7 protein-coding genes are annotated in these 13957 nt (G+C 66.9%); 2 read left to right on the top strand and 5 right to left on the bottom strand.

What is annotated here, in order from left to right; translation table 11 throughout:
* Positions 1-1224 carry a glycosyltransferase gene (locus C1706_RS07850; RefSeq protein WP_206661034.1) on the top strand — a complete coding sequence of 408 codons (1224 nt, stop codon included), beginning with the start codon at positions 1-3 and terminating at the stop codon, positions 1222-1224.
* Positions 1221-2420: a glycosyltransferase gene (locus C1706_RS07845; RefSeq protein WP_129458665.1), complete on the top strand. Its 1200-nt coding sequence runs from the start codon at positions 1221-1223 to the stop codon at positions 2418-2420. The genes C1706_RS07850 and C1706_RS07845 overlap by 4 nt, the downstream gene beginning before the upstream one ends.
* Here C1706_RS07845 and C1706_RS07840 read toward each other — a convergent pair.
* From C1706_RS07840 to C1706_RS07820, 5 genes are all read right to left on the bottom strand, one after another.
* Positions 2410-4911 (bottom strand): arsenate reductase/protein-tyrosine-phosphatase family protein, encoded by a 2502-nt coding sequence (locus C1706_RS07840; RefSeq protein WP_129458664.1) that lies wholly within the window; start codon positions 4909-4911, stop codon positions 2410-2412. The genes C1706_RS07845 and C1706_RS07840 overlap by 11 nt on opposite strands.
* The gene (locus C1706_RS07835; protein ID WP_241653488.1) at positions 4911-6428 is read right to left on the bottom strand and encodes a lipopolysaccharide biosynthesis protein; all 1518 of its coding nucleotides are present in this window, start codon (positions 6426-6428) and stop codon (positions 4911-4913) included. Before C1706_RS07835 ends, C1706_RS07840 begins: the two co-directional genes overlap by 1 nt.
* Positions 6429-6468: 40 nt before the next feature.
* Positions 6469-7851: a tyrosine-protein kinase domain-containing protein gene (locus C1706_RS07830; protein WP_206661033.1), complete on the bottom strand. Its 1383-nt coding sequence runs from the start codon at positions 7849-7851 to the stop codon at positions 6469-6471.
* Positions 7852-7955: 104 nt separating this feature from the next.
* Entirely contained in the window at positions 7956-9191 is a 1236-nt protein-coding gene (locus tag C1706_RS07825; RefSeq protein WP_129458662.1) for a hypothetical protein, read from the bottom strand.
* Between the two features lie 82 nt (positions 9192-9273).
* Positions 9274-13953 carry a PKD domain-containing protein gene (locus C1706_RS07820; protein WP_129458661.1) on the bottom strand — a complete coding sequence of 1560 codons (4680 nt, stop codon included), beginning with the start codon at positions 13951-13953 and terminating at the stop codon, positions 9274-9276.
* Positions 13954-13957 lie beyond the last annotated feature (4 nt).

The following is a 13957-nucleotide window of genomic DNA, read 5'->3' as shown; positions in this document are numbered from 1 at the left end:
ATGGCCATCCAGGATCTGTCCTTGTGGACCGACACCTCGCAGGCGGGCTCCGGTCAGGAGCCCACGGCTTCGCTCACCATCGCCATGATCGGCACGCGCGGCGTGCCCGCCGCCTACGGCGGCTTCGAGACTGCGGTTGAGGAGATTGGACGCCGCCTCGTCGAACGTGGGCACTCCGTCACGGTGTACACGCGCGGTGCCGCCTCCCGGCAGCGTTCCTACCTCGGCATGGATCTGGTCCACCTTCCCGCCGCGCCAGCCAAGCAGATCGAGACCCTGAGCCATACGGGGCTGTCGGTCCTGCATGCCGTGAGTCGCCACCGACCCGACGCCGCTTTCGTCTTCAACGCGGCGAACTCTCCCTTCGTGCCCCTGCTGCGCGCCCGCGGCATCCCCGTGGCGCTCCACATGGATGGCATCGAGTGGAAGCGTTCGAAATGGGGGGCACGCGGCAAGTCGTACTACCGGTGGGCCGAAGGGTTCGGCGTCCGTAGTGCTGATGCTCTGATCGCGGACGCTCCTGGCATCTCTGACTATTACGACGCCGAGTTCGGCGTCCCGACTGAGCTGATCCGCTATGGCGCCCCCGTGATCGAGCAACTCGATGCGGCTCCCGTGCGCGCTTTGGGCTTCACTCCGGGCGAGTATCACCTCGTCGTGGCGAGGTTCGAGCCGGAGAACCATGTGCTGGAGATCGTCGAGGGCTATCACGCGAGCGAGTCGACCAAGCCTCTGGTGGTCGTCGGTGCCGCCCCCTACAGCGCTGACTACACGCGCCGCATCGAGACCGTCGCGGCGGCTGATCCGCGCATCCACCTTCTCGGCGCGGTCTACGACCAAGACGCACTGGACGCGCTTTATGCTCACGCCTACACCTACGTGCACGGGCATTCTGTCGGCGGAACCAACCCTTCGCTGCTGCGCGCGATGGGTGCGGGGACGCCAGTGGTGGCCTTCGACGTCAACTTCAATCGTGAAGTCCTGGCCGGGCAGGGGTGGTTCTTTGCGACCGCAGCCGACCTGGCCCCTCAATTCCGCGCCAGCGAGACAGAGCCCGCACGGGCTCAGGAGTTCGCGGATGCCGGTCGTCGGCGCGTCTCGTCGGTGTTCACCTGGGCTGGCGTGTGCGACGACTACGAGCGGCTCGCGCGGCGTTTGGCTCGTGGCGCCAGCATTCACCCCCTTGCGCGACACGCTCACCGTTCGACGGACCCCACGGCGTGAAGGCGGCGTCGCCTGACACCGTGCTGGTGGTCCACCCCGGGGCGGAACTGTATGGCTCGGACCGCGTCCTCCTGGGATCGGTGACGGGACTGATCAGAGAGGGGTGGCGCGTCGTCGTGGTGCTTCCGGCGCCAGGGCCGCTCGTGGCTGCCCTGACCGCGGAGCGCGCCGAGGTGGAGTTCGCCCCCCAGTTCGTTTTGCGCAAGCGCCTCCTGCGTCCGCGCGGGTGGGGTGAATTGCTCACCACAGCGGCGAAGGGCGTCATCGGCGCATGGGGTGCGCTGCGCAGGCACTCCCCCTCTGTCGTGTTGGTCAATACGATCACGATCCCGGTCTGGCCGTTGGTGGCCCGGTTGCGGCGCGTCCCCACCGTCGTGCATGTGCATGAAGGCGAGTCTCAGGCCCGCCCCTGGCTCAAGCGGGTCCTCTATGCGCCACTCTTGGCGGCGCAACGCATCATCGTCAATAGTCGGTTCAGCCTCGCGGTGATGGCGGACTCCTTCGCCTGCCTCGCAGCACGATCTCAGGTGATCCTCAATGCCGTCCCGGGGCCAGAGACCGTCACTCCACCTAGGCCGGAGTTGGTGCCGGGTCCCCGGCTCGCCTACATCGGGCGCCTCTCTCCTCGCAAGGGCGTCGACCTCATCGTGTCAGCGTTGCGCCTCCTTCGCGATGCGGGCAGGCCTGCCACTCTCGACCTCTACGGCGCCGTGTTCCCGGGCTATGAATGGTACGAAGCGGAACTGCTCTCACTCATCCACTCCAGCGACCTCACCGACGCGGTCACCTTGCACGGTTTCGTCGATGACGTGTGGCCCGGCCTCTCCGCCGCCGACATTGTGGTGGTCCCCTCCCGGCTCGATGAGCCCTTCGGGAACACGGCGGTGGAGGGCATCTTGGCCGCCCGCCCCGTCGTCGTCAGTGAGACCTCCGGGCTTCGGGAGGCCACGCACGGTTATGCGACTGCCTTCGGCGTCCCTGCCGGTTCCGCGGACGCACTGGCCACGGCGGTCGCTCGCATCGCCGACTCGTGGGACGCGATACTTCCCGGCCTGGAGCCTGCGCGCGCCGAGGCAATCCATCGACACGACCCCGCAGCCTACGGCCGCGCAGTGGCCCAGGTGGTGGCTGAGACGGCAGGCCCGATCGGGGCCGCGCACACATCGACGCGAGATGCTGTCTCGTTTAGGGCGTGACCTCGTCGCCCATGCTGCGGGCAAAGACGGTCATGCGGGAAGCCAGTTCGCGCGTCTCTCGCGCCACCGACCTCAATCCGGAGACGTGCACGCGCTCGGGAGCTTGATGAACATCGGGGATGTCCCACGGATCGGTGCGTGCACGGCGCTTCCACCACGGGCCCGTGGGCTGGGGCGGGGTAACGGAGCCGCGGCGGCGATCCAGGATCGCCGCGTACAGGCTGATGGGGTTGCTGGCGTCGACGCTCGGCACCTCGCGGACCTCATCCACTTCCTCCATCACGATCGGGGCCGCGCCCAAAGCCAGCGCCTCACGGAGCGTGAAGGTTCGTGCCCGCGCCAGCGGATCAAGCAGCGCCACCTCCGACCGTTCGGCGCGTGAGGCCACGATGATGATGTCCGCGTGCTTCACGTCCTCGGCCTGGAGCACCGCAGAGCGATGGGGCTGCCCCGGGTCCACACTCCGACCCCACGTACCCCACGACTCGGGCGGGCGGGTCTCGTCGACGCCTGATGGCGCCTCAGTCTCCGCCTGCTGCTCCTCGGTGGGATCCGAGGCCGCCTCATGCTCGGGTTCCTCCCGTGTGACGGCCTGCGTGACCGCGTCAGGACGACGGAACTCCTCGGCGATCACGTCGCTGGCCATGACCACGGTGATCTCGACGTCGCTGTCGCACGACTCCTCGCTCTCGCACGGTTCGTCGCGCTCGCGGGATTCGTCGGCGTCAGCGTTCTCGCTCGTGTCGTCTCGACCCTCGACCTCGGTCTGGTCGGTGTGGTCGTCGGCGAGGATCTCACGCTCCGTAGCGTCGCCGTGTTCGGCGTCCCGCTCGCTCGCCACGCCCGCGTCAGTGGGCTCGGCAGCCTCTTCGGCGACGGTCACCGCGTCGGCGGACCCAGCATCCTCCTCCAAGGCTGCGGTGAGGTGAGGTTCGGCTTCCCGTTGGGAGCGCTCTTCCGTCAGGACGTCGTCTCCGTCCTCACCGGGCGCCTCCGGGTCGTGGGAATCCTCGGACCAGATCACGACGTCAACCTCGGTCAGCGCCACCACGGTGGTGACCGCCCCGGGCTTCGGCAGATCCCACCACGGTTCGTTGCGCGGCGGCACACTCACGCGTGCTGGCACCGATGACCGTCTGACCAGCACCAGGGCCGTGCTGGGCGCGCCTTCTAGAGCCGCAGGCACCACGTCGATCGCGATCGCCGGAGTCCGCTGTGCCTCCAGCGCCGCCTGCACGGTGATCAGCGCCTTCCTCTGGGTGAGGTCGAGCCGGATGGTGTCCTCTACTTCGGGCTCTGAGTCGAAAGCGGCCTCGGCCCCGTCATCAGAAGCAATCTCGGCCTCGTCATCAGACGCGGTCTCGGCATCTGGCTCGGGGTTGCCCTCGGCAACCGGATCGGAGGCGGGGTCGCTGTCGGGCTCGATCCAAGCACGGCTCCCGACGCGAACATCCACCTCCTCATCGTCCTCGAACTCATCAGGCTCGAACGCGCGCGCCATGGCGCGGCGCGGACGCCAGGGCTCCTCGTCATCGGCTGTCGTGGGAGCCGTCATGCTGGGCACCTCGACCAAGGCGAGGGGGCCCTCTGGCAGCGCCAGATCCACCCGTTCGAAGGCGGGGATGGCGAAGTCAAGGATCTCGGTGAGCTCCGCATCCTCAGCGCCGAGTGTCTCCGGCAAGGTGTCACCAGCCAGGGGCTTCTCGCTCCCGGGAGCGGCCAGCGGGCCCCAGACCGACACCACCCCATCGGGCCACTGGGTGGCCTCCGTCGCGGCGGGCGCTGGTGAAGCCGCGTCCTTCGGCGCCTCCGCATCGGCGCAGTCGACGGGACCCTCCTCGCCATGCGGATCAACGGAATCTGCCGCGTCAACGAGGTCCGCCGCTTCAACGGAAACGGTCTCCTCCAGGAGTTCGGTGTCGTCGAGGGGCTCAGGCTCCTCTTCGCTTCGCACCTCACCCGTGAGGTCCAGGCCCTCATCGGGCGAAGACAACAGCGATGTGACGCTGGCCTCGGCCTCGTGAGCCTGCTCGGGTGACGACTCGTGTCCTTCGGCAAGGAGCGGGAGAGCGACTGTTGCTGAGTCCGTCTCGGGGTTCTGCTCCTCAGCGGGGACGGCCTCTCGCTGGACCGCGGCCGAGACCCACCCCGCCCAGGGCGGCAGGAGTGCCTGCCCGACGTTGGGCTCGGGTGCAGCCCCGGGAGAGGGAACATCAGGCGCCTGAACTTCGGGAGCGGGCTCCCGTGAGGCAGTCTCGTACCCCGCAGCTACGGGAGCGTACGGCTGTTGGGAAAGGGGAACGGGGGCACCCCAGCCCAGACCCGCCGCGACCTGCTCGCCGGCGACCGCACACATCGGCTGCCCCGGCAGCGCCGCTACGCCAGCGCTGCGGATCATCCACGAAGGTGGGGCGACCTCACGAAACACGGTCTCCATCAGGGGCGAGCGACACACGTTCTGGGCACACACAAAAAGAACAAAGCGTGACATCAACGACTCCTCCCCCTGTCACTCGCGGATCGCTCCGGCACACCTGCCCCCTCACTGCGGGAACCTCGACGCTTCACGACGAGACGCGCGAACCCCATCAGCGTCCCAAGATCGCGCCGCAAGGACGGTACGGCGAGCAGAAGAAGAGCCTCCACCAGAGCCACCCCCACGCCCACCCCCACCTGAGCCCAGGGGTTCGCATCAGCCACCAGCATAGATCCGAGCCAAGCGACCCCGCCCATCAATCCGGCCACGGTTAGGATACGGAAAGCTCCCCCGTACAGGCTTCGCGCCGGGAAAGACGTAATGCGCGACAGCCAAAACAGCGACAAGGGCCACTCCAGCGCCGGGGCCAGCATGAATCCCACGGCGATCCACTCCAACCCGAAGAAGGAGCCGACCACGACGCAGATCACCTTGATCGCCGTGGCCACCATCGTGTAGCGGAACAGTTGATTGGCTAGCCCCCGGGCCACATACGTCCAATAGCCCACGAAAGCCAGCGTCGATAACAGGCCCGCAATCGCGAAGCACCGCAGGAACGGCGCCGCCTGCGCCCACTGCGGACCGAGCAGGATCTGCACCAACGGATCCGCCAGCCCGGCCACCAGCAGCAAAGGGATGCCGAAACAGTAACCCAGCGCTAGCTGTCCCCCGATGACGAAGGCGTCAAAGCGCTCCTTGTCGTCCTGAATGCGCGACAGGATGGGCAAGGCCACGTTCGTCAACGGCGAGCGCATCTGCGACAGCGGCGTCATCACGAGTTGGTAGGCGCGGTTGTAGACGCCCACCGACGTCGTCCCGAAGCGGGACGCGACCAGAATCGTGTCGATCTGTGAGGCCCCGTAAGAGATGAGGTTCGTGGCGACCAGATTCCACCCAAAGACCAGCATGTCCCGCACCGGTGCGCTGCGCGAATACCAGCCAGGAAGCCAGCGACCCTGGATGCTCAAAGCGGCGAGCAGCACCAGCCCGGAGGTGAGTTGCTGAGCCACCAGCGCCCAGTAGCCCGCACCCTGGTACGCGGCGATGATGGCCACGATCAAGGCCAGGGTCGCAGCAGCGATGTCCGCGATCGCGAGCGCCACAAAACGCAGGCTGCGCATGAGCTGTGCGCGGTATTGGGTTGCCAGGCCATTGAACAGGAACATAGCGGACAACGCCTGCGCGATGCCGAGGAGTTCCGGCTGCTGACTCACCGCCTGGATGGGCCACGCCGCAAGGAACATCAGGCAAGCCAGGACGGCCCCAATGCCGGTGTTGATCCAAAACAGATTGTCCCGCTGTGCTGAGCTCAGTTCGGGGGCCTGGACGCTGGCCGAGGTCAGGCCAAAGTCGCGGAAGATCTCACCGATCCCGATCATCACCAAGACGATGGTCAACAAGCCGTAGTCGTGCGGCGTGAGGAGCCGAGACAGCACGACGATCGACAGCAGTTGCAAGAGGATGCGCGCGCCCTGGGCCGTGAGCGTGACGGTCGCTCCTCGTACCGCGGAATGAGCCAAACCATCGCTCACGCGAGGCACCTGCAGCCCCCAGCAGGATGACGCACCGGCATCACTGCTTCGCGTTCCGCGCGGCCCACTCCGCGTAGTAGACATCGGTGTGACGGGGACGCCGGGCCCGGTTCAAGACCAGACCGATCACGCGTCCACCAGCAGCTTGGAAGCTTTGCAACGCCGCCGACAACTGCGATCGATGCGTCTTCATCGCGTCCACGATGACGATCGCACCGTCCACGAGGGGAGACATCAGGTTCGCGTCAGCGACACTCGAGATCGGCGGTGCGTCGAGGACGACGTAGTCGTAGTCGACCGATGCCTCCTCCAGCAGGGCCTGCATGGCGTCCGATGTCAGCAACTCAGCCGGATTCGGCGGGACGGCCCCCGCAGGCAAGATATCCAGCGTGGTGCCAGGGCGCGAGAGCTTGGCGTCCGCAAACGACACCTCTCCCACGAGGACGGTCGTCAAGCCGATCGCTCCCTCGATGCCGAACTCGTCGGCGATCCGGGGACGCCGCAAGTCGGCGTCGATCAGCAGCACCCTGCTCTTGAGCGCCGCGAGCGTGAGCGCCAGGTTGGCGGCAAACGTCGACTTGCCTTCCCCAGGGGAGGACGACGTGATCAAGATCCGCCGCATGCGTCGGTCGACGGCCGCATACGACAGCGCCGATCGAATCCGGCGGAACTCCTCCGACGTTCGCCCCAAGGGATCACGGGTCACGATGAGGCCCACGTTCCCGGCGGCACCGGGGACACGCGTGACCGATCCCAGCGTCGGGGCATCGACGGCGCCCCGAAGGACAGCTTCGGAGGGGATGCGGCTGTCGAACAGGCTCCACACGATGCTGAGAACCACGCCGACGACCGCACCCACCAGGGCACCCAGGATCGTGTCCCGTGGCTTGTTGGGGGATGTTTGAAACTCAGGGGGAACCGCTTTGTCCACCAGGGACGCCGAGATGGACGGACTACCGGCGGAGGTACTGGGAGACAAGTCGTCGACGACCGTGGAGAGGCTCGCGGCGACCGCATTCGCCAGCGCCGCGGCCTTGTCGGGAGACGCGGCCGTGGCTCGGATCTCCAAAATCAGCGTGTCGTTAGGGGTGACGATGTCGATATCCCGAGCCAAAGCCGTCGTCGTCGTGTCGAGACCCATCTTCTGGATGACGGGGTCAAGCACGCGGGATGAGGTAGCTAGCTGCGCAAAGGACAGCATCTGGTTTTGGGCGTAGGTCGTGCCTTGGTTCAGGTCCGAGCCACTGTTTCCGTGACCGATCGAAAAGTACAGGGTGGCTCGTGAGAGGTAGGTGGGGGTCGTGGAGAGTGAGATTCCGAAGGCGATGCCAGCGCCGAGAACGGTCGCGAGACCGATGACGAGCCACATCTTCTTCAGGGCTGCCCAGATGCGGGCAAGGGTCCACGAGGAATCAGCCATCATGTCGAAGTTCCTCCATTGCGGTAAGCACCCCGGGGGTGGGTGAATGCCCGTCCGGACGAGTTTGGGCGGGTGCCTCCGACAGGCATAATAGCCACAAGACGCAGTTATTCATTCGTCCTCCGCCTTGATCCCCTAGTCAGCGGGCCTAGAACCGGCCAGGAGACCGCGACCCCCACAAGGAACCAGAACGCGACGGCGAACTGTGTGATGAACGCGACGGTGAACAGGCTGGGGATCTGTGCCGCGACGGCGATCGATGCCGGATTGGCTCCGCCGCGGCGCAGCAAGCGCACCGCAGCGAACCCCACCACCGCAAGGAGCAGGACGGCTCCCACCCATCCCACCCGCAGCGCCGCCACCAACGCCGCATTGTCGATGGAACGCGCGAACACCCCAAGATAGGACCCCCCGGTGGTGAGTCCCACGAAATCCTCGGCGGAACCCCAGGGACGCACCACCTTGAGCAACGACATGAGGTCCAGGCGGTAGTCGGCACTGCCCGAAGCCTCCTGCCCGGCCGCGGAAAGGATGCGCGTGAGCGCGGGCAAGAGCGCGACCGCCCCACCCCCACCCAAGACCAAGATTCCGATGCGCAGGCGCCGCCCCAGCCCCGGCATCAGCAGCAGGCTCAGCCCCACCGTGAGTGCCAGCGTCAACAGCCCGAGTCGACTCAGGCTCGCCGCGACGGCCGCCGTAATGACCAAGAGAGCGATCAGCTTCATCCAGATTTTGGCCCGGGACGCCACCACGAAGGCGCTTCCCATCGCCAGCGTCACCCCGTAAGCGATGGAGTGTCCAAAAGCTCCCTCGACGCGGAGGTTCCCGCCGCGTTCCTGCAACGTGCCCCACGTTTCATACAGCGACACCGACACGGGCCCGCTGATCCGTGTGAACACGTTCGTGTGCGTGACGAACTCCACCACGCCCAAGAGCGCCGCGATCACCACAAAGGCGGCGAAGATGTCCACGAAGGACGCGTGTGGCAGACGCGTCAGCACGAGGCGTCCAAGGATGTAGGGCAGGATCCACTCCGACATCGCCATCACCACGGTGGCGAGCGAGGCCAACTTGAGCCCGTACTGGGCCACCATCATGAAGACGAGGATGGCGACCACGCCATCGACGGGAAGCAGCGTGAGGTTGCGGCCGAACGCCACCACAGCGGCGCCCGTCATGAGGGTTATCGCTGACCAGAACGGGCCGATCGAGACCCCGATCCACACGGGCACAAAGAAGAGGGTCGCGCACCACAGGACGAATGCGACATGCGGAGATGCCCGCATCACAAACAGCAACAGGATGCCGGAGCAGGCAAGCCCCACGAGCAGCAGCACGCCCACGCCTACTCCGTTCCTTTTCGATGACGGTCAGGGCGAGCCGCACTCACGGCCCGCCCTGCTCTCACGAACAACCCCCCACAGATCACTCGACGGTGGCCACCACGAGGTCGTCGAACGCGATGACGGCATTCGCCTGGGCTGTGCTGCCGCGGGCGGCGTGCACACCGACGGTGCCAGCCTTCTGCAGGCTCGCGGTGGCGTCGGTCGAGGTGACCTGCCACGCCCCTGGCTCAGCCGCTCCCGCAGACCACACCTTGGCCTTCAAGGTGGTGGTCCCCGCCCCAATCACCTGAACCTTGACGGAGAAGCGGTCACCGGCCTTCCAGGTCGCCCCGCTCACGGGGGCGGCGTTGAGAGTCGTGCCGCCGCGCTGAGTGACCAGCCACACTGTGCCGTCCGCGCGCAGCCACACCCTCACCAGGTACTGCTCCGAGCCCACCTGCCTCGCCACCACACCGAAGTAGGTGGTACCGGTCGATGGTGCCTGATCGAGGGAGGCGTTGAAGGAGATCGTGGCGTCGCGCACCGTGGTGGCCGGCAAGGTCAGGTTCCGCGTCTGTCCGGGTGCCAGCGTGAGCACACCCTCCGTCCCGTTCACGGATGCTGCCGCAGCAGAGCCGCCGCTCACTGACCATGCGCCTCCAAGGTCGGCTTGCCCCCAACCCGACGTGGTGGTGCGTTCGAACGCATCCTTGGCCAGCACGCCTTCCTCACCTGCGGGCGGGGCGGTCACGCTCACCGCGTGGCTCACCGTGTTCGTCGCGCCCGCCGCATCGGTCACCGTCAAGGTGACGGTGTAGGTACCTGCATCACGGTAGGTGTGAGAGGCAGTCGCACCGTCCCCCTTCGTGCCGTCGCCGAAGTCCCAGGCGTAGGACGCGATGGTGCCGTCGGGATCGCGGGATCCACGGCCATCAACCGACACGGTCAACTGCGATGCCGAGGAACTGAAGGCGGCCACGGGTGGCTCATTGGCCTGGGCCTGCGTGAGGTCACGCACCGAGAAATCATCGAACGTCGCGGTCGCGGCCGATGCGGCCGAGCCTCCGCGGGCGAAGTGCACGCTGCTCGCCCCCGGCCCCTGCAACCCCGCGGTGGAGTCGGTGGTGATCAGTTGCCACGTCTCAGGTTGGGCGGAGCCGTCGGCCCACAGCGAGGCGCGCAGGGTCGTCGGCGTGCTGCCTTCGGCCTGAACGGCCAGGTGCAGCCGCGTCCCGGCATCCCAGGTCAGCTTGGCGACCGGAACGGTGGTCAACACCGTCGAGCCGCGTTGCGCAACCAGCCAGGCGGTGCCGTCGGACCGCATCCAGACGCGAACGGTGTAGTCCCCCGCCTGCGTCTGACGCGCCAGGACGCCGACGTAGGAGCCCCCGGATGCGGGCGCACTGTCGAGGGAGAACGTGACCTGAGTCTCGGAATCCTTCACCGACACCTGGGGCAACGCCATGTTGCGCGTCGTTCCGGGATCGAGGCGGATCGTGCAGACCCCCTGCGCGACCGAGGCCGCCGAGGCGGCTCCGAACACGGCCGACCAGGGGCCACCGACCTCGGCTTCGCCCCATCCGGAGGAGACGTCGCGCCCGAACGTGTCCGAAGCCACATAGACCACGCCGTTGATCGCAACGTCGGTCGTGTCAGACGCCTTGGCGCCCAGCGAATCGGTCGCGGTGAGCTTGACCGTGTAGGTGCCCTTCTTGGCGTACGTGTGCGTCGCACGCACCCCGGTGCTCGTCGAACCGTCGCCCCACTCCCAGCGATAGGTCACCGTGGCGCCGTCGGCTGCAGTGGTGGCCGACGCATCGGCACTGACGTCGAGCCCGTTGGCGCTGGCGGTGAAGGACACGGTCGGCGCCTGATGGGTGACGGTGACCGTTTGCGTCCGTTGCACGGTCGCACCTCGATCGTCGGTGACGGTGAGGGTCACGGTGTAGGTGCCCGGGGCGCGATAGCTGTGGGCGGGATTGACCGTCGTCGAGGCGGGCGAGCCATCGCCCCAGTTCCACGAGTATCCGGCGATCCTGCCATCGGGATCGGCTGAAGCGGACCCGTCCGCCGTCACGGTCAGGCCTGCGGTGTCCAGGGAGAACGCGGCCTGCGGGGGCACGTTCGGGGCCTCGGCCGTGACCGCGTTCTCGACCGTGGCGCGGACCCCGGCACGATCGGCGACCGTCAAGGTGACCTGGTAGGTCCCCGGCGTGGCGTAGGTATGCTGCGTGATCGGTCCCTCCGTCGAGGTCGAACCGTCCCCAAAGTCCCACGCGTAGGACCCGACGGACTGCCCTGCAGCCGTCGTCGTCTCACTGGCGTCGAAGGAGACCGACGCCGCGTTCACCTGCGAACGGAATGCAGCCACGGGCGGCGTTTGGCCCAACCCGATGGCGTAGTGGTGCTGCACCTGCGCCAGGGTGAGCGCGGACGGGTACACGCTGACGTCGTCGATGCTTCCGGAGAAGTAACTCGACGAGGGGATGCCGGGCCAGTTGGAGAGGTTGTCCCCGCCCACTCGCCAGTATCCGGTGTAGGGCTCACCACGGGTCACCGTCGCGTCATTCGCCACGAGGGCGCCATCGACGTAGAGGCGCATGCCGGATGTTCCTAGCGTCGATACGACGTGGTGCCATCGACCGTCGTTGTACCCCTGTGCTGAGGTAATGGTCGTGCCCCCGCCGGGAGGGTTCACCCCGAAACTGAGGCGACCGTCGTTGCGCATGTAGACGTGGCGGTCGTAGCTGCCGGACTGGCCGGTACGGGAGTTCCCATAACCGATCAGCTTGCCGCCGCGCGACGTGGTCGTCTTGAACCACAGCTCCGTCGAGTAATCCGCTACGGGCGCCGTCGAGGTGGACGACACGTACCCCCACGAGTTCCCGCCGAAGTTGGAGGCGCGGGTGTCTTGAGCCGAGCCGACGATCGCGCCGGGCGATTCGCTGCGGACGCCCAACCCATAGATGGGCGTATTGAAGCCTGCCAGGTCACGGTTGTCGCCACCGAGGCGCCAAAACAGCGAGGCGCCGTCGCCGAGGACATCGTTGGCGTAGGACTCCACCGTGCCGCTCGCGATGCGCACCGTCGTCGGTGAACTGGTGACCGCATTGCCCGCGGCGTCCTTCGCCGTCACCGTATAGGTCTGGGTGGAGCCAAGTGGCGCAGTGACATCACGCAGTGTCACGGTCGGTTGATTCCACCAGGTCGACTCTGCGGTTGTGGAGTCGAGGACGTCCGACGAGCCTTGACGACGCAGTTCATAGGTCAACAGGAGGTCGTCGCGATCCCAGTTCGCAGGCACCGTGACGAAGGCTGCGCCGGGCACAGAGGAGGTCGCCGAAGGCGTCCACGTCTCACCGGGAACCCGGGGACCCTGTTTGTTCCCGCCGGGCGGGGAGGTCGAGAATCGTGTCAGGCCTTGCGTGGGCTTGCCATTGACCGTGCCGAACTCGCCCCCAATAGAGATGAAGCCCGAAGCACCCGTAATGGACAGGCCCGCCTGCCCCAGTCCGGAGGTGTTGCCGACGGTGAAGTCGGGGAACCAGTTGTATGCCGACGGGGACGGGGTGCCGCTCCAGTCCATGTAGCTCGAACCCAGGCTCCCGGAACGGGGAAGGACTCCACCCACCGCAGTGGTGTACGCCTCCGCGTAGCGATACGTGCGCGGAGTGAGTTCAGGCCACATCCCGACCGTCTCGCAGGCATGCGCGTGGCTGGTCGCGTAGACGACCGAGCCGGTCGAGTACACGCCATAGTGATCCCCATGGCAGTCGGCGACCCAGCGGATCGCCCCCGTGGAGGCCTCTGCGGCGAAGGTTCCCTCCAGGTTGCCGATCGACCAACTCGTGTAGGCCCATCCGGTGCCGTACACGCCGTTGGCATCTGAGGAGAGCGCGAAAATACCGGTCAATCCTGCTTGTCCGCCGCTATTCCAGCCGTTCTTGATCGTGTTCGGCGCCTGCCAGGACGTGATGATCTCGCCGCTGCTTGGCGACAGCGCCGCAAGACCCCGCTGCACTTGAGCATTGACCTGGTAGAAGCGCCCACCAATGATGAGCTTGGAGTTGGCGTCCGCCGTCACCATGGCGTCCACCTGAAGGTCGGTGGTTGGTGCCCACGAGAGCAAGGCGCCGTTGCCCGTGTTGAACGCAGCGAGGTTCTTGCGTGCGACACCGTTGGCCTGCGTGAACAGCCCCCCGGCATACACCGTGTCGCCGACGGTGGCCAGGGCGTAGACGCCCGAGCCGCCCACTGAGGGGGCGAATCCGCTGACCAGCGCGCCGGTGGCGGCGTCAACGGCGGCGATGTTCCACCGGTCTTGCCCGTTGACCTTGCTGAAGGAGCCGCCCAGATAAATGCGCTTGCCGTCGGGGGACGCCGTGACCGACTTGACCACGCCGTTGACTTGCGGGGCGAACGAGGTCACCAGGTCGCCCGTGGTGATGTCGTAGGCGAGGACGTTGCTTCGCGGGGTGAGCCAAGTATTCACGGGCGCACCGGCCGGGCGAACGTTGGAGAACTGCCCGACGGCATACACCGTGTTCCCGATGGTGGTCTGGGCCCAGACGTAGCCGTCGTTGATTTGCACGGTGGGCAGTTCGTCCGCGGTCGCGAGTTGGTCGTCGCGCTGCTTCAAAGGAGCCGGGCTCGGAAGCGCAGCGTCGGCGCGCGCGAGCGACGCGTTCCCGACCAGAGCCCCCGTCATGATCACAGCAAAGACCGTGGCCAAAGCCAGGAAACGGCGGCCGAGGCCGCGCACACGCGTGGTGTCACTCATCGGG

The sequence above is a fragment of the Propioniciclava flava genome (genome assembly GCF_004126535.1).
Taxonomy (GTDB): Bacteria; Actinomycetota; Actinomycetes; order Propionibacteriales; family Propionibacteriaceae; genus Propioniciclava; species Propioniciclava flava.
Note: the sequence above shows the minus strand (reverse complement) of the source record. Positions and strands in the feature narration are given on the sequence as shown.